The 17,014-nt window shown below is 65.0% G+C and carries 17 protein-coding genes and 2 pseudogenes; 16 read left to right on the plus strand and 3 right to left on the minus strand.

Annotated elements, in window-relative coordinates; genetic code table 11:
- Positions 1 to 235: pseudogene (locus D580_RS15430) on the minus strand (IS5/IS1182 family transposase); the annotation flags it as partial.
- Between the two features lie 305 nt (positions 236 to 540).
- A complete protein-coding gene (locus tag D580_RS0110360) occupies positions 541 to 846 on the minus strand; it encodes a hypothetical protein (RefSeq protein WP_018954320.1) in 306 nt (101 codons plus the stop codon).
- A 503-nt stretch (positions 847 to 1,349) separates the two neighbouring features.
- Here D580_RS0110360 and D580_RS0110365 point away from each other — a divergent pair.
- From D580_RS0110365 to D580_RS0110430, 14 genes and pseudogenes are all read left to right on the plus strand, one after another.
- Positions 1,350 to 2,462, plus strand: a complete 1,113-nt coding sequence (locus D580_RS0110365; protein WP_018954321.1) for a YeeE/YedE family protein — start codon at positions 1,350 to 1,352, stop codon at positions 2,460 to 2,462.
- A 26-nt stretch (positions 2,463 to 2,488) separates the two neighbouring features.
- Positions 2,489 to 2,716: a sulfurtransferase TusA family protein gene (locus D580_RS0110370; RefSeq protein ID WP_196799735.1), complete on the plus strand. Its 228-nt coding sequence runs from the start codon at positions 2,489 to 2,491 to the stop codon at positions 2,714 to 2,716.
- A 1-nt stretch (position 2,717) separates the two neighbouring features.
- Positions 2,718 to 4,997, plus strand: a complete 2,280-nt coding sequence (locus tag D580_RS0110375; protein ID WP_026289896.1) for a putative bifunctional diguanylate cyclase/phosphodiesterase — start codon at positions 2,718 to 2,720, stop codon at positions 4,995 to 4,997.
- Positions 4,998 to 6,704, plus strand: a complete 1,707-nt coding sequence (locus tag D580_RS0110380) for a diguanylate cyclase (RefSeq protein WP_018954324.1) — start codon at positions 4,998 to 5,000, stop codon at positions 6,702 to 6,704. It abuts the gene before it with no gap.
- Complete coding sequence (locus D580_RS0110385; protein WP_018954325.1) at positions 6,701 to 7,123, plus strand: GNAT family N-acetyltransferase; 423 nt, start codon at positions 6,701 to 6,703, stop codon at positions 7,121 to 7,123. The genes D580_RS0110380 and D580_RS0110385 overlap by 4 nt, the downstream gene beginning before the upstream one ends.
- A gap of 141 nt (positions 7,124 to 7,264) precedes the next feature.
- Complete coding sequence (locus tag D580_RS0110390) at positions 7,265 to 8,002, plus strand: MipA/OmpV family protein (protein ID WP_018954326.1); 738 nt, start codon at positions 7,265 to 7,267, stop codon at positions 8,000 to 8,002.
- A gap of 197 nt (positions 8,003 to 8,199) precedes the next feature.
- Entirely contained in the window at positions 8,200 to 9,198 is a 999-nt protein-coding gene (locus D580_RS15435; RefSeq protein WP_018954327.1) for an HDOD domain-containing protein, read from the plus strand.
- Positions 9,199 to 9,225: 27 nt separating this feature from the next.
- Complete coding sequence (locus D580_RS0110400) at positions 9,226 to 9,669, plus strand: YaiI/YqxD family protein (protein WP_018954328.1); 444 nt, start codon at positions 9,226 to 9,228, stop codon at positions 9,667 to 9,669.
- Positions 9,670 to 9,822: 153 nt separating this feature from the next.
- On the plus strand, positions 9,823 to 10,272 hold the full coding sequence (locus D580_RS0110405) for a hypothetical protein (RefSeq protein WP_018954329.1): 450 nt from the start codon (positions 9,823 to 9,825) through the stop codon (positions 10,270 to 10,272).
- A gap of 153 nt (positions 10,273 to 10,425) precedes the next feature.
- Positions 10,426 to 10,761, plus strand: coding sequence for a 4a-hydroxytetrahydrobiopterin dehydratase (locus D580_RS0110410; protein WP_026289897.1), 336 nt, complete (start codon positions 10,426 to 10,428; stop codon positions 10,759 to 10,761).
- 41 nt (positions 10,762 to 10,802) lie between these two features.
- Entirely contained in the window at positions 10,803 to 11,126 is a 324-nt protein-coding gene (locus D580_RS0110415) for a hypothetical protein (protein ID WP_018954331.1), read from the plus strand.
- Between the two features lie 60 nt (positions 11,127 to 11,186).
- Positions 11,187 to 11,294 (plus strand): annotated as a pseudogene (locus D580_RS16990) (serine dehydratase beta chain); the annotation flags it as partial.
- An 82-nt stretch (positions 11,295 to 11,376) separates the two neighbouring features.
- Complete coding sequence (locus tag D580_RS0110425) at positions 11,377 to 11,838, plus strand: cyclic nucleotide gated channel beta (RefSeq protein WP_155999818.1); 462 nt, start codon at positions 11,377 to 11,379, stop codon at positions 11,836 to 11,838.
- 186 nt (positions 11,839 to 12,024) lie between these two features.
- Positions 12,025 to 12,672, plus strand: coding sequence for a class I SAM-dependent methyltransferase (locus D580_RS0110430; RefSeq protein ID WP_018954334.1), 648 nt, complete (start codon positions 12,025 to 12,027; stop codon positions 12,670 to 12,672).
- Between the two features lie 349 nt (positions 12,673 to 13,021).
- Here D580_RS0110430 and aceK read toward each other — a convergent pair whose 3' ends face one another.
- Positions 13,022 to 14,791, minus strand: a complete 1,770-nt coding sequence (gene aceK / locus D580_RS0110435; RefSeq protein WP_038043591.1) for a bifunctional isocitrate dehydrogenase kinase/phosphatase — start codon at positions 14,789 to 14,791, stop codon at positions 13,022 to 13,024.
- A 221-nt stretch (positions 14,792 to 15,012) separates the two neighbouring features.
- Between aceK and aceA the strand changes: the two genes are divergently transcribed.
- Both aceA and rraA read left to right on the plus strand, forming a co-directional pair.
- A complete protein-coding gene (gene aceA, locus D580_RS0110440; protein ID WP_018954336.1) occupies positions 15,013 to 16,329 on the plus strand; it encodes an isocitrate lyase in 1,317 nt (438 codons plus the stop codon).
- Positions 16,330 to 16,409: 80 nt separating this feature from the next.
- Positions 16,410 to 16,895 carry a ribonuclease E activity regulator RraA gene (gene rraA / locus D580_RS0110445; RefSeq protein WP_018954337.1) on the plus strand — a complete coding sequence of 162 codons (486 nt, stop codon included), beginning with the start codon at positions 16,410 to 16,412 and terminating at the stop codon, positions 16,893 to 16,895.
- Positions 16,896 to 17,014 lie beyond the last annotated feature (119 nt).

Consider the following 17,014-nt stretch of genomic DNA (forward strand, 5'->3'; position numbering starts at 1 on the left):
AGGAAAACACCCCGTTGGCGTAGGCATACGTCAGCACCTTCACCATCATCGCCGGATCAAACGGCTGTCGGCGCCTGCCATCGCCTTCATAGCGGGCATGAAACGCCGTGAGATCCAAGGCGTCCACCGCATCGGAGACGAAGTAGGCCAAATGCTGCTCCGGAAGCCACTCCTTGAGCGACGCGGGCAACAGTAACTGCTGATCGGGATTGTAGGGGCGGTAGGTCGTCGGCATAGCCAATTCTAACGCTGCAGGTTTCTACCGCCCAGGCTCCTAGGGTCAGGATCAGGGAAAGCGATGCCAGGGATGTGTTCATGTTGCGCCTCCATGTGCTCGGACTGGGTGCCGTGTGTGTTGCCCCGTGATGGGACGGTCTCCGGCCGTTTTCCGTGCCGGCCTGCGCGCATCATAGCGCCAGCGGATTGCCGGGGCGAGCGCCCGGGCGAGTCACCCTCCCGGGGACATTCCATGAAAAAGGCCATGCCCGTTCGGGCATGGCCTTGATGAGGGGCGGTGCGGCAGCAGCCAGGGACTGATGCCTACTGCGGGCGCCGGAACAGCTCACTATTGCGGGCGGTGTCGCGGTCGGAGACCACCGGGATCTGCACGTCCTCGATCTCCTCGTTGGCCAGCTGATCCCCTTCCACCATGGGCGGCGGGGTCTGGGGCCGCATCTCGAACACCTGGGAGATGTCCGGCAGCTGGACCCGGGAGATCAGCTCCGCAGCGGAGTCACGGGCCATGGGGTTCTGCAGGGTCAGTACCAGCCCGGTGGACAGCACCAGCGCGGAGAGCATGAACCGCTGGTCGCCAAGAAGAGTGTTCAAACGTTCGGTGAGGTGCATGGGCTATGCCTCTGGGATTGCTTGATGGTGAAACCGTAAGCCCGCGGCTCCCCGGGGTCAAGTCTCCCTCCGACCCGTGCGGCCATGGGGCTGCGCTTCTTTTGCCTTGTTTTTGCAGGGTTTTGTGCACCAATCCGGTGCCAGGTACCGTGGTCCTGGAAGCGGCCAGAACGTGGGTTTGTACGGAGAGAGCCGTCTGGCCGGCCGTGTACCCATGGGTGACGAGGTCTGGTCGGAATCATGCGCAGGATCATGGGTGTCCATATTCGTGATCCGGGTGTCCATATTCGTGATCCGCGAACAGCCGGCAATTTATGGATGCGCCTGGTCGAGATGGCATTCCGTGCCCGGACAGATACCGAGGACCAACGGCGGTGTTTCTCTGATGGATGGAAGATTCTGCGCCGCTCCGTAAGGTTATCGTCGAGGGGCCAGGACCCCAAACCCCAGGGGACACCATTACGGGCCTGGAATCGCGCGAGGCTCTGACGAGATGGCACTGCATGGATGACTCCCCCTTCACGCTGATCGTGGTCGCATCAGCGCTCATTGGCCTGGTGGCCGGTTTCGTCATGCATCGTTCCGATTTCTGTGTCACGGCCATGTTCCGTGACCTGTTCCTGGTGAATGACCGGTTCCTGCTGCGCATGCTCGCGCTGCTGGTGGTGGTGAGCATGATCGCGTTTGAATTTGCCCGCCTCGGCGGACAGCTTTCCCCCTATCCCTTTCCGCTCCTGGGCCCCGCTTCACTGACCACCCTGGTGGCAGGCGTGCTGTTTGGCATCGGCATGGTGCTCGCCGGTGGCTGCGTCGTGGGAACCCTCTACAAGCTGGGCGCGGGCAGCGTGGTGGCCGCGGTCGCCTTCATTGGTCTCCTGGTCGGTTCCGTGCTCTACGCCGAATGGCACCCTTGGTGGAGCGCTCTGGCCCGTTCCACGGCACTGCATTCGGCGGTCACCCTGCCGGAACTGCTGGGCCTGCAGCCCGCCTATCTGATCCTGCCCCTGGCACTGGTGGGGCTGGTCTACCTGGTGCGATGCCAGCGTCTCGGCCTGCTCAGCCGCCCGGCCTTTGCCCGGGGCCACATCGCGCCCTGGCAGGCAGCCTTGGTGCTGGCGGCCCTGGGCCTCATCTCTTGGTACGTGATCGGCATGCCCCTGGGGATCACCACTTCCTATGCCAAGCTCGGCGCCACCCTGGAATCCCTGGTCCAGCCCGAGCGGGTCGCAAGTCTCGCCTTCTTTCAGACACAGGGCCTGAACTACACGCCGCCGTTCGCGGACGCTGCGGTGCAGGGCGGGGCGGGCCCGCAACTGGATGCCATCGCCGCCATCCAGTATCCGCTGATCGCCGGTATCGTCCTGGGGGCCGCCGTGTCAGCCCTGAGCGTGGGCGAGTGGCGCTTGCGCTATCGCATTCCTGCCCGCCAGTATGCCTCGGCCCTGTTGGGAGGGATTCTGCTGGGCGCCGCTTCGCGCATGGTCCCGGGGTGCAACATCTGGCATCTGTGGGGCGGGGTTCCCATACTGGCCACGCAGAGTCTGCTGTTTCTGCTCGGCCTGGTGCCTGGGGCATGGATTGGCAGCAAGCTGCTGTCCAGGATGGTGATTCGCTGATGGCCGAGAGTACACAGGACAACGTCGTGCTTGATATCAGGGGGCAGATCTGTCCCTCCTGTCTGTTGTTGGCCCTGAAGGAGCTCAACCGATACGGCGAGGCGGTACGCAGCGGCAGGCTGGAGATCGTCGTGATCACCGACGACCGGCAGGCCACCAGTACCATTCCCGCCGCCGTGGACAAGATGGGCTACATCGCGGAAGTGACGCACATCCCGGAAGGCTACCGGATCTGCCTGCGCGGAGGGGTTTAAGGTGAGCGGCGTGGGGATGGACTACCAGTCGGAGTACTACAAGGCGATCTCCTATATCCGGGACAAGATCGATCAGATGCTGACCCTGATCGGGACGCTGCCGCTGCGCCCCGAGGAGCTGGACGATCGCACCCTCATCGATCTCGATCCCATCGGCATCGTCAGCGATGCCTTCGGGCAGATCCTCTCCCACCTCCATGACACCAATCAGAAACTCGATGTGGCGCGTCAGGAGATCCGGGCCATTTTCGATTCCATGGATGCTGCCGTCGTCGTGGTCAACCACGATGGCAGCATCGATGATTGCAACCGGCAGGCCCGGGAGTGGCTGTTCGGAGATCTGGATGCCCATCTGCTGATCGGAAGACCGCTGGCGGAATTGTGTCCCTGCGACAGTGAAATGCAGCAGCAAGTGCTGTCGGGCAGGGGGCGTGGGCAGACGATAGAGGTGGGCGGCCGCCATCTTCAGATCATCGTCTCTGACATCACCGACGCCCATCAGAACAGCATCAAGAAGGTGGTCATCTGTTTCGACGTCACGCAACAGAAGAAGACGGAGGCAAGCCTTGGCCTGTATGGCAAGGTCTTCGAGAGCACGGCGGAAGGGATCGCCATCACCGACAGCAGAATGCGTTTTCTGCAGGTCAACGAGGCCTACTGCCGGATCACCGGGTACAGTGACGGGGAACTCCTGGGCCGGACGCCTCGCATGCTCAAGTCTGGCCATCATGATGCGGCCTTCTATGCGGATATCAGCAAGACGCTGGAGGTCCGGGGACACTGGCGGGGCGAGATCCTGGATCGCACGCGTGATGGCCGCGTCATTCCCCTGCTGCAGACCATCAGCGTGGTACGCGACACCCAGGGCGCGGTGAGCCACTACATCACCATCGTGACCGATATCTCGTCCATCAAGGAGACCCAGAGTCGCTTGGACTTTCTGGCCCACCACGACCCGCTCACCGAGCTTCCCAATCGGCTGCTGTTCACGGCACGGCTCGAGCATGCCATCGACTGGGCGGTGCGCAACCAGGCGCACTTCGGTCTGCTGTTCATCGACCTGGACCGTTTCAAGACCATCAACGACAGCCTGGGTCATCAGCTCGGCGACAGGCTGCTGGTGCAGGTGGCCAAGCGGTTGCGGGGGCTGGTGCGCAAATCGGACACCATCGCCCGCCTGGGCGGTGACGAGTTCGTGGTGCTGGTCGAGGGCATTCATACCTCCAGCGAGGCGGAATTGCTTGCTGAGAAGCTGGTGCATGCCATGCGCCAACCCTTCTTCCTGGAAGAGGCCGAACTGCACATCGGCTGCAGCATCGGTATTACCCTCTACCCTGAGGACGGCGAGGATCCGGTGACCCTGCTGAAGAATGCCGATGCCGCCATGTACCGGGTCAAGGACTTCGGGCGCGACGGGTTCTACAAGTTCAGCCAGGATCTGGCCGAGGCCGTCGACGAAAGACTGGAGCTTGAGACCGCGCTGCGCCAGGCCTTGCGTGAAAATCAGCTGCAGGTGCACTACCAGCCGGTGATCGACCTGACACAGGGTCGGATGGTGGCGGTGGAGGCCCTGGCGCGCTGGCAGCATGCGGAGCGGGGCGAGATATCGCCCAGCAGCTTTATCCGCCTGGCCGAGGAGACCAAGCTCATCCTGCCGCTGGGCGGGTGGATGGCCCGCACGGCCATCGGACAATTCCGCCTCTGGCGTGACCGTGGTGTCGAGCTGGATTACGTCTCCATCAATACCTCGGGGATCGAGCTGTTCGACCCCGGCTTCGTGGACGGCTTGTTCGAGGCCCTGGAAGAGCACGGCCTGGAAGGCAGCCACCTGCAGATCGAGTTGACGGAGAACGTGCTCATGCAGGACTTCGAGTCCTGCCGTTCGGTGCTGGCCCGACTGCGCGAGCAGGGGATCCGCATCGCCATCGATGACTTCGGCACCGGCTATTCATCCCTGGCCTACCTCAAGCAGCTGCCCATCGACATGCTCAAGATCGACAGGTCCTTCATCAAGGACGTGCCCAGCGATCCCGGTGACTGTGCCATCGTGGAAACCATCATCGCCATGGCCCACCGGCTGGGGCTCGCCACGGTGGCCGAGGGCGTGGAAACCGAGGAGCAGGAAGACTATCTGCTGGCCATCGGCTGTCAGCGCTTGCAGGGATACCGTTATGCCCGGCCTCTGGATCCCGTCTCGCTGGAGCGCTTACACGCGGCTTCAGTCCGGCAAGCGGCGCCGGACAGTGCCTTGAGTGCTGCTAGGGTTCCAGGGGGCAGGTAAGTGCGACGTCAGCTGAGCATCCTGCTGTTCCTGGCCATCCTGCTGGCCTCCCTGGGCACCGCCCTGGTGGTGGCCCTCTCCATGCACAGGGAGCTGGTGGCCAGCAGCGATGCGCATGTCTCCAGGCTGCACGATCAGCTCCGGGATCGTTTCCATGCCTTCGACCTGTTGCTCGCGGAACAGGAGCAGGGCCTGAACCGCCGCCTGGAGGGCATCCTGCCCCGGGTGGCGCAGGAGCTCGAGGCCATGGTCGATGACCCCCTGGGCGCCACGCCCGAGCAGCTGGATCTGCTCAGCGACCGCCATGGGGTCTCCTATCTCTACCTCATCGACCGCGCAGGCCGGGTGGTGGCCACCAATTTCGCACCGGACCTGGGCCTTGATCTGGCGGCCGCCGGCGAGGGCATGCGGCAGATGTTCGAGCGCCTCTACGGCAGCGGCCAGATCAACGCGGACCGCTTCAATGCCTCCATCCACACCGGTCGGCTCTACAAATACGCCTACTACGGCCCCCGTGACCGGGACTACATCCTGGAGGCGGCGGTGGACCTGCGCCACTACCTGCAGACCGAGGTGAGCCCGCGCATGGACCAGTTCCTGTTCAGGGATCTGCTGCGCCTGGGCACCGCGGACAATGGGCAGGTGACGGATTTCGACCTGTTCATCGCCACCGAGTACGGCGGCTGGTCCCTGTGGCGGGAAGGCCGCCGCCTGGAGGCGCAGGTGCTGGCAGCCCTGTACGAGGAGGACCGCGTGGTGCTGCAGGACAACGGCAGCCTGGCCGTCTACGAACACCTGCGCCGGGTGGACGCGGACGGCGCCGAGACCGACAGTCTCATCACCCTGGTGGCCCACGATCGCAGCGACCAGGAGCGGCTGCTGATGACCTCGGTGGGATTCGCCCTGCTGCTGGCCATGGCGCTCGGGATGCTGGCCTTCCTGGTGGCCCGTGTGATCATGCAGCGCAGCCTGCTGCGGCCGGTCTTGCAGATCGTCAGCCGGCTGGACGACGTGAGCCGGGGGGAGTTCCGTCGCCTGCCCACCACCGGGGTCTCGGAGCTGGACGTGATCACCCGGGGCGTGAACACCATGCTGGAGCGCATCGACGACCGCGAGGAACGCCTGCTGGAGGCCAAGCATGAACTGGAGCGGCGGGTGCAGGAGCGGACCGCGGCACTGGAGTCCCTCAATGAACAGCTAGCGCACCTGGCCACCACCGACCCGCTGACCGGGCTCGCCAACCGGCGAAGCTTCTTCCAGGCCGCCGAGCGGGAGCTGGGTCGCGCGCGGCGCGCCGGCTACGCCACGGTCGTTGCCATGCTGGACCTGGATCACTTCAAGGACGTCAACGACACCCACGGCCACGCCGCGGGGGACCGCATCCTGGAACTGGTCAGCCGCGTGCTCGTCAAGGAACTGCGCGACGCCGACCTGGTGGGCAGGCTCGGCGGCGAGGAATTCGGCCTGCTGCTGGTGGATGTGAGCGTGGCCCATGCCCGGGAGATCGTGGAACGCATCCGCACCCGGGTCATGCACTGCGACACGGGCCTGGATCTCAGCGTGACCCTGAGTGCTGGAATCGCCGACTGCGATCCCGCCATGGTCGGGCTCGACGTGGCCATGGCCCTGGCGGACCGCGCCCTGTACGAGGCCAAGCACCAGGGGCGCAACCGGGTCATCACGCGGGCCATCGGCAGCCCGTCATGAACATCCGTCACGCCAGCGAAGAGGCCGATCTCGTTGCCTGCTACCCGGTGATGCACGCGCTTCGCCCACGGCTTGATCTGGAAGATTTCATCGCCCGGGTGCGACGCCAGCAGGCCGGCGGCTATCGCCTCGCCATGCTGGAGGCGGACGGCCAGGTGGTGACCGTGGCCGGCTATCGCCTGGGTGACAACCTGGCCTGGGGCCGCTTCCTTTACGTGGATGACCTGGTGACCCTGGAGAGCGCCCGTTCCCGGGGTCACGGGACCCGGATGCTGGCCTGGCTGCGTGCCGAGGCCCGCCGCGAGGGCTGCGTCCAGTTGCACCTGGACTCGGGCGTGCAGCGCGAGGATGCCCACCGTTTCTACCTGCGCGAGGGCCTGCAGATGACCAGCCTGCATTTTGCCGAACGCCTGGACTGATCCCTGGCCGATCCGGAGCTGCGTTGTTGCTATGACGGGCCGGACCCTTTGAACTGTCCAGCCGTTGTACTGTCATTGGGAAGGTAAGACTGCCCAATCTGTCGACAACGACGGCCACTGCCTTCCTTAAAGGATCTCACCATGACCCACCCGCGCACCTTGATCTGGGCGATGCTCACCCTGCTGCTGACCATTCCCCAGGTCCAGGCCCAATGGGAACTGGGCGTGGGCGTGATCGCCCGTGACGCCATCCAGAAGGGTGCCGACAGCGACCCCTTCGTGGTGCCCCTGATCACCTACTCCGGAGAGCGCGTCTACTTCCGCGGCATCGAGGCCGGCGTGCGCCTGTACGACACGGAACAGCACAGCACCACCCTGTTCGCGCGTCCCCGGCTGGACGGTTTCAAGGGCACGGACGATCCCTTCCTGGAGGGCATGGCTTCGCGGCGCAATTCCCTGGACGCGGGCCTGCGCCACACCGTGCGCGTGGGGCCGTGGCAGTACACGGCGCTCGCCACCACCGACGTCCTGGGCCGCAACGACGGCCAGACGGTCTCGGGCACGGTGGGCTACGTATTCGGTTCCATGCGAAGCCTCCTGTTCGTGCCCTACGCGGGCGTGGAATGGATGAACGCGGATCTCGTGGACTACTACTACGGCGTGCGTGATGCCGAGGCCGTCCCCGGCAGGCCGGCCTACTCGGGCTCCGATGTCTGGAACCTGGTCTACGGTGCGCGCATGGTGGCACCCATCACCCCGCGGGTGTCATTCCAGGGTGTGCTCGCAGGCACCCGCTACGGCGACAGCGTGGCCGACAGCCCGCTGACCGAAGACCGTCACCGGGCCATCGCCATCTTCGGGGTCTCCTACCGGTTCTGAAACCGGATTTCCTACCGGACCCCGATCCGGGGGTCCGCCCGGCTCGGGGCCTTGCCTGTGTCCGGTCCTCGGCCGGATCTGAACCTGCCTTTCAGGGATGCGCCGCAGGGCATGCTTGCTGCGGTTCATGACCTGTTCGCGCTATAGTCTTCACCAAACAAGCGCCATTGGGGGCGGGCCTGGGGGTAGGCGGGTCGATGTTTTCCTGGTTCAGACGCAAACACAAACCGCAGCCCGAGGGGTTCACGCTGGCGGCTGCGCGCGCGCTGGCCCCGGAGAGCGACGCGGCGCCGGCTGCAACCGCCGTCCCCGAAGCCGCCGAGATCCATCGGCGCTACCTGGCCAGGCTGTTCCGTGCCGCCGTCGATGCCGATGCCGCCCTGCGGGAGGACGAGGCCGCCTGGCTGCGGCAGCGCGAAGAGGAACTGCGTTCGAAGCATGTGAGCCTGCTGGAACAGGTGCCGCGCCTGCCGTCGGTGATGCCGCGCCTGCTGGCGGCCATCAATGACCCGGCAAAGGGCAATGCCCGGGAACTGGCCGCCCTGCTGGAGAGCGATCCCGTGCTCGCCGCCAACGTGCTCGGCGTGGTCAACACGCCGGCCCTGCGGGTGCGCCGGGAGCCCATCGAAAGCCTGGAACAGGCGGTGGTCATACTGGGCTTTTCCGGCATGCGCGAGGTGATTGCCGCCGCCGCCATCAGCCCCATCGTGAACTTCAACCGTGACCGTCGTCTGGACGGGGAGGTCGTCAAGGGTCTCTGGTCCCAGAGTCTCGACGTGGCCGTGGCCATGCGCACGGCGGCCCGCAGGACGGCCTCGCCCCACGGTTTCGAGCTCTACCTGGCCGGGCTCACCCACGCCAGCGGTCTCATGGCCCTGCTCCGCGGCTTGGGCAGCCTGACCGCGGCCGCGCCCAGCGGGGCGTTTCTCAGCGGCCTGGAATCCCTGTCACGACGCTACACGGTCGCCATCGTGCGTCACTGGGGGCTGCCCGAGCACACGGCCCATGTGCTCTCCTGCCGGACGGGCGGGCGTTGCAGCCATCCGGAGGCGGCCATGCTTGAACAGGCCGTGACCCTCATGCGCGCCTGCGTGCTGGGGCAGGCGGGATTGCTGGATCAGACGCAACTGGCAGCCCTGCGTCAGCGGTTGCCGGACTACGCCGAGGGCTGGTGCCAGGGCGCGGCACATGCCTGAGCTTCATATCCAGGGGCCCGGCGTGGCATGAAGATCTGGGTGGACGCCGACGCCTGTCCCGGGGTGATCCGGGAGATCCTGTTCCGTGCCTCGCAGCGTACCGGCGTGGCGCTGACCCTGGTGGCCAACCAGCCGGTCAAGGTGCCGCCCTCACCCCACATCAGCATGCTGCAGGTGTCTGCGGGTTTCGACGTGGCGGACAACGAGATCGTCAAGCGTGTCAGCGCGGGCGACCTGGTGATCACCAGCGATATCCTCCTGGCGGCGGAGGTGATCGCCAAGGGAGGCCATGCCCTGAGTCCCCGGGGCGAACTGCACACCCGGGAGAACATCGGCGCGCGGCTCAACATGCGCGACTTCATGGACACCCTGCGTGCCAGCGGCATCCAGTCCGGCGGTCCGCCGGCGCTCAACCAGAAGGACCGCCAGGCCTTCGCCAATCAGCTGGACCGGCTGCTCGCCAAGCGTTGACGGCGGCGCCCGGCGACGCCTGTGCACGGATCAATATTCCGTAGTCCACGGGCCATCGGTAGGTTTATGCTCAGACTCCGGAAGCCCGGCATTCATCTTCGAGCTGCCATGGCATGGAATGCCGATCATCCCTTACATGCGAGGTCATCCCGTATGCGTAGCCGTCTCGTTTCCCTGCTGCTGGTTTTCCTGGTCGCGTCTTTGTCCGCTGTTTCTCTTGCCGCCGACACCGAGGGCAAGCCCTTTGCCGAGAAGCGCGTGGTCCTGCAGATCAGCGAGGACTCGGTGCAGCGCCAGACCCTGGTGCTGAACGTGGCCAACAACCTGATCCGTCACTACGGACCCGACAAGGTGGACGTGGAGATCGTGGCCTTCGGCCCGGGGCTCAACATGCTCATCAAGGGAAACGCCAATGACGAGCGCATCAACACCATGGCCCAGCAAAATGGCGTGCGCTTCGCCGCCTGCCTGAACACCTTCTCCAACATGACCCGCACCCTGGGCTACGAGCCCGAGCTCAACGCCAACGCCGTCAAGGTGGATGCCGGCGTGGTGCGCATGATCGACCTCACGGAACAGGGCTACGTGCTGATCCGTCCCTGAAGCCCCGGCGCCGGGCAGGATGCCGTCCTGCCCGGCGCGCTCTCCTTTCCTGTACGCATCCTGTGGTCTTTGCCTCCCCCATCGGGGGCGGTGTCTGCATCTCGTGCGTCTGCTATGGTATCTAAATCGAGCGATTTCCCGAGGAGACGAACCATGGCTGGATTGACCGCTGAGACCTGTGAGGCTTGTCGCGTCGGCGCGCCGACGGTGACCGAGGAGGAGATGCAGATCCTGGGCAAGGAAGTGCCTGAATGGAAGGTGGTGGAGGTTGACGGCGTGAAGCAGCTGGAGCGCCAGTTCAAGTTCGACAACTTCGTCGATGCCCTGGCCTTCACCAACCGGGTGGGTGAGCTGGCGGAGTCCGCCGGTCATCATCCCGCCATCCTCACCGAGTGGGGCAAGGTGACCGTGAACTGGTGGTCCCACAAGATCCGCGGCCTGCACCGCAACGACTACATCATGGCGGCCAAGACCGACGCCCTGGTCTGATACCGCGACAGCAAGGCCCGCATCACCCACAGGACGCAAGCATGGAACTGAAGGTCATCATCGACCAGGACGAGTACACCCTGAACGTGCCCGACGAGATCATCGCCGGCGCCGGCGAGGTATTCGATCGCATGGACCGGGACATGGACGGCGGCTGGCAGATGGGCCGCGACTGGGTGGCCGAGCCCAGCGTCGAGGACCGCATCAAGATCGTCGGCGACAAGCTGCTCACGGCACTGGAACAGGAAGACCACAACCTCGGCCGCGTCATGGCTGCCTACATCCTCAGCCGCGCCCCGCACATCGACTGCCTGCGCCTGGATACCTCCGGCGAGGTGTCCAGCAGCGAGGTGAAGTACCGCTAGCGGGGCTGATCGTCCCTGCAGCGCATCTCAAGCCGCTGCCTGGCTTGACCGGAGGTCGGTATGTTCATCAGCGTGCTGGACCTGTTCAAGATCGGCATCGGGCCCTCCAGTTCCCACACCATGGGGCCTATGGTGGCCGCCGGCAATTTCGCCAAACGCATCCGGGAGTACCTCGCCGACCATCCCGGTCTTCAGGGATAGCAGGCGCGGATCAGCGCCCGGTTTTCCTGGCAATAGGAGTCATGACCCAATGAAAAAATCCGCAGTGATGATCGGTGCCCTGCTCGGGACCGCCGTGATGGCCGTGCCTCTGTGGGCCGCGGGTCCCGGTGGTGCAGGCCAGGGCATGGAACAGGCGCGAGACGCTCTGATCCTCGCCCAGGGCCAGGGCGGTGGCATGGGCGGCGGCGCAGGTGCCGGCCGTGGCCAGGCCCAGGATCCCGCGCGTGTCGAGGAGCGGGTCCGCGAGCAGGTGCGCGAAAACGAGGCCGACAGGGAACAGGCGGAGCGTGCCCGGGAGCAGATCCGCCAGGAGACCCAGCAGCGTCAGGACGGTGCCGGTCCCCAGGACAACCGTGGCATGCAACAGCAGCGTGAGCGCGTGATGGAGCAGGAACAACGTGAACTAGGCCGCGGCTCCGAGCAGGGGCAGGCAGCCCGGGAAGAACATCGCAGGAAGTGGTGGCGCTTCTGGGATCGTTCCGGCGAGTGATTCCGCGCTCCAATCCGAGATTCCAGTGCAAGGGCGGCGTGTGAGCACGCCGGCCTTTGTTTATCGGCATTCCTGGTGCCTGCGAGATGGTGTTTCCGTACAGGTGGATCGGCCCTGGAGCAGAGGTCGGCACAGAGGAGACCCAGGCCAAGGAGTCGGCCTCGCCGGTGTGTTACCGGGGCGAACATGACTGAGCTGAACTGCCCCCTGTGTGCCGCGATCGCCCCCTGGTACACGGCCGACCAGTACCGGGACTTCTTCCTCTGCCCGGATTGCGACCTGCTGTTCGTCGACCCGGGAACCCATCCATCCCCGGATGAAGAGCGGGTCATCTACGACCTGCACGAGAACGATCCCGCCGATGCCGGTTACCGGCGTTTCCTGTCACGCCTCACCGGTCCGCTGATCGAGCGCCTGGAGCCCGGACATGCCGGGCTCGACTTCGGCTGCGGTCCGGGGCCGGCGCTGTCGATGATGCTGGCCGAGGCGGGTTTCGAGGTGGCGCTCTACGATCCCCTGTATGCCCCCGATGCGCGGGTGCTGGAACGCCGCTACGACTTCGTCTCCTGCACCGAGGTGGTGGAGCATTTCCATGATCCTGCCCGGGACTGGCCTCGGCTGATGCAGCTGCTGCGCCCGGGCGGCTGGCTGGCGGTGATGACCCGCATGCGGGTGCCTTTAGAGAAGTTCCCCGGCTGGCAGTACAAGAACGACCCCACCCATGTGTGTTTCTACAGCCCGGCGGTGATCCAGTGGCTCGCGCGCCGGCTGGGGCTCGAACTGCATCTGCACGAGGGCGATGTGGTGCTGTTCCGGCGTCCTGTTTCGAAGTGAGTGTCGATGCGCTGAAAAGCGATCCTCTCACGGGGACACGGAGCCACGGAGGTTGAGTGCGCAAGCATTCCCCGTGTCTCTGTGGCTCCGTGAGAGGATGAGGATTTGGTTGCTTCGATGTGCGAATAAACCCCGTTCTCTCGTGGGGGCGCGGAGGCGCGGAGGCGCTGAGAAAAAACACTTCTTGAGTTTTCCCCTGCGTCCCCGCGCCTCTGCGAGAAAACAGGCTTTTCCCAGCTGAAAAATCCTAAAACACGATGTCTCGCCAAGACGCAAAGACGCCAAGTAATTCCAGTTCAAGATTTCTTCGCGACTTTGCGTCTTGGCAAGAGCACAGGGTTTTATCCCGTCAGGGTTCGGCGGTCAGCGCCTCTTCCTGCTGCTTGACGGCACTGCCTTCCGGGCGCGGGAAGCGCAGGCGTCGCGGATAGGGGAACACGTCGCCATACACGCCGCGCTCCACCTCCGCCTGGCGTGCCTGCCAGTAGCGGTAGTCGAACAGTTCCGGATGCAGCTCCCTGATCAGGCGCCGCTGGGCCGGGTCGGTGGTGAGGAAGGTGGGGAACTCTTCGGGGAAGATGTCGTTGGGTCCCACGGAATACCAGGGCTCGGCGCTCAGCTCATCCTCGGGGGTGCGCGGCGGCGGGATCCTGCGGAAGTTGCACTCGGTCAGGTAGCAGATCTCGTCGTAGTCGTAGAACACCACCTTGCCGGCGCAGGTCACGCCGAAGTTCTTGAACAGCAGGTCGCCGGGGAAGATGTTCACCGCCATGAGCTGCTTGATGGCGCGTCCCCAGTCGTCCAGGGCCTCGCGCATCTCCTGGGGGTCCGCCTGCTCCAGGTAGAGGTTGAGCGGCGCCATGCGCTTCTCGATGTACAGGTGTCGGATGAACAGCTGATCGCCGTCGATCTCCATCTTGGAGCCGATCTGTTCCCTGAAGGCCTCGATCAGTTCCGGCGGGAAACGGTCCAGGGGGAAGGCCACGTCGGAGAACTCCAGGGTGTCGGCCATGCGCCCCACGCGGTCGTGCATCTTCACCTGCTGATAGCGCTTGCGCACCAGGTCGGCGGTCACCTGCTTCTGGGGCGCGAAATGGTCGCGGATCACCTTGAACACGTAGGGATAGGAGGGCAGGGTGAACACGGTCATCACCAGACCGGGCGTGCCCGGGGCCATCTGGAAGGCGTCGTCGGTCTGCTCCAGGTGATGCAGGAAGTCGCGGTAGAACTCGTTCTTGGCCTGCTTGTGGAAGCCGATGGCCATGTACAGTTCGGCGATGGGCTTCTCCGGCATCAGGTCCTTGAGGAAGCACACCGTGGCCGCCGGCACCGGGGTCTTCACCAGGAAGTAGGCCCGGGCGAAGCTGAACACCGCTTCGGCCCGCTCCTCGGTGGTGAGCAGGGTGTCGGCGTAGATGCCGCCGTGCTCGTTGTTGATCAGCGGCACGATGAACGGGTGGGCCTCTGCGCCGCGCACCACGCGTCCGATCAGGTAGGCCCCCTTGTTGCGGAAGAACGGGAACTCCATGACGTCGATGCGCACCTGGTGCAGGTCGCCGCCGGCCAGCGGTGAACGGGCGCGCAGGGCCTCGGCGATGCGCCGGGCATCCCGGTCGATGTCCTCGTAGGGCACGTTGAAGTAGAAGGCGGAGAGGATCTCCCAGGCGCAGGTCTCAAGCCCCCCGTCACGGGGATGGAAGGACATGAAGCCCCGGTAACGGCTGGCCAGGGCGGCTCGGTCGGCCACCGACTCCACGAAGATGTTGCGGTTGTTGAAATACTTGCGCTCGAACAGCTGGCAGAACACCGAGTTGTAGAAGGTCTCCGCCAGCTCCGGACGACTGTGCTGCTTGAGCAGCCCGGTGTAGACGGTCTTGACCTCCTGCCACAGGGGTTCGTCCAGTGCCTGGATGCCGAAACTGGTGCGCAGCTTGTCGATGGTCTCGCGCACCCGCTGGTCATAGAAGCTGATGCGCTTGGCGGCGGCGTGGCGGGCCGCCTCCCAGGCCGCCTCCTCGAAACGCTCCCGGGCACCGCTGGTGATCTCCTGGAAGAAGGAGAAGTGGCGCTCGAAACCGGTGAGGATGGAGCGGGCCAGTTGTTGGGCCTTGTCGATCATGCGCAGCGGATGCTCCCGCAATCGGAGAGGATAGCATTCAGTCTAGACAAGAATGACGGGTGTGTTTATTGGATTTTTTAATGATTACCATTGGAAATTGACCTCTGTTTCAGCCGTCGGGGCTGGGGTAGTGTCGCTGTCATGCGCTTGTAAAGCGCGCCGCGCAGCCCTGCTGCGCGAGCCACAACGACAGCAAATCACCAGCAGACGAGGACGAGACCATGAACAGAGAACAGCAGATCAAGGCCCTGGAGCGCGACTGGGCGGAGAACCCCCGCTGGCAGGGTGTTGCCCGGGGCTACAGCGCCGCCGACGTGGTCCGTCTGCGTGGTTCCCTGCAGCCGGAATACACCATTGCCCGGCGTGGCGCCGAGAAGCTCTGGCGCCTGGTCAACGGCGAGGCCAAGAAGGGTTACGTGAACTGCCTGGGCGCGCTCACCGCCGGCCAGGCCCTGCAGCAGGCCAAGGCAGGCGTGGAGGCCATCTATCTCTCCGGCTGGCAGGTGGCGGCGGACAACAACAGTTCCGAGACCATGTACCCGGACCAGTCCCTGTACGCCTATGACTCCGTGCCCACGGTGGTGCGGCGCATCAACAACACCTTCAAGCGCGCCGACGAGATCCAGTGGAGTCGCGGCATCTCCCCCGAGGACGACAACGGCGTGGACTTCTTCCTGCCCATCGTGGCGGATGCCGAGGCGGGCTTCGGCGGTGTGCTCAACGCCTTCGAGCTGATGAAGAATATGATCACCGCCGGCGCCGCCGGGGTGCATTTCGAGGACCAGCTGGCGGCGGTGAAGAAATGCGGCCACATGGGTGGCAAGGTGCTGGTGCCCACCCAGGAGGCGGTGCAGAAGCTCATCGCCGCGCGTCTGGCCGCCGACGTGATGGGTGTGCCCACCGTGCTGCTGGCGCGCACCGACGCCGAGGCCGCCAACCTGCTCACCTCCGACGTGGACGACAACGACCGGCCCTTCATCACCGGCGAGCGCACCAACGAGGGCTTCTACCGGGTGAAGAACGGCCTGGAGCAGGCCATCAGCCGCGGCGTCGCCTACGCCCCCTACGCGGACCTGGTGTGGTGCGAGACCGGCACGCCGGATCTGGGCTTCGCCCGGGAGTTCGCCGAGGCGGTGCGGGCGAAGAACCCGGACCAGCTGCTGGCCTACAACTGCTCGCCGTCCTTCAACTGGAAGAAGAACCTGGACATGAAGACCATCGCCGGCTTCCAGGACAAGCTCTCCGAGTACGGCTACAAGTACCAGTTCATCACCCTGGCCGGCATCCACAGCATGTGGTTCAACATGTACGACCTCGCCTATGACTACGCCCGGGGCGAGGGCATGCGCCACTACGTCGAGAAGGTGCAGGAGCCCGAGTTCGCTGCCCGCGAGCGCGGCTACACCTTCGTCTCCCACCAGCAGGAGGTGGGCGCCGGCTACTTCGACGACGTGACCACCACCATCCAGGGTGGCGCGTCCTCGGTGACGGCCCTGACCGGCTCCACCGAAGAGGCCCAGTTCGAGGAAACCCACTGACGCGTCCTGCCGCCGTCGCGCCTCGCGACTATCATTAGAAGTCGTGAGGCGCGACGGCGCCGTTTTGCGAGGGCAAGCCCATGGAACCTGCAGCCTACGGACTGACCGCCACCGCCGACCTGTGCGACCAGCACGGCGAGGCGGCGAGCGTGTGCGAGACCCACTTCGGCGATTACGGCGGCATCACCGCCTTTGCCGGAGAGATCGTCACGGTGCGCTGTTTCGAGGACAACGTGCTGGTGCGCCAGACCCTGGAGGGGGAAGGCCGGGGCAAGGTGCTGGTGGTGGACGGCGGAGGCTCCCTGCGCTGCGCCCTGTTCGGCGACATGCTGGCCCAAACGGCGCTCGACAACGGCTGGGCGGGGGTGATCGTCAACGGCTGCATCCGCGACGTGGCGGTGATCGTCACCCTGCCCATCGGCGTGAAGGCTCTGGGTACCCATCCCCGCAAGAGCGAGAAGCGCGGCGAGGGTGCGGTGAACGTGCCGGTGAGTTTCGGTGGCGTCACCTTCCGGCCGGGGGAGCGGGTGTTTGCGGATGAGGACGGGGTGGTGGTGCTGAAGTAGGAAGTGTGAATTGGGAAGTGGGAAAGAAAACCACCCTCACCCCAACCCTCTCCCTGAGGGAGAGGGAGGAGTTTTGCTTCTCACTTCCCAATTCACACTTCCTACTTCCTTTCCCACTT

The organism is Thioalkalivibrio sulfidiphilus (assembly GCF_000377945.1).
Taxonomy (GTDB): domain Bacteria; phylum Pseudomonadota; class Gammaproteobacteria; order Ectothiorhodospirales; family Ectothiorhodospiraceae; genus Thioalkalivibrio_A; species Thioalkalivibrio_A sulfidiphilus_A.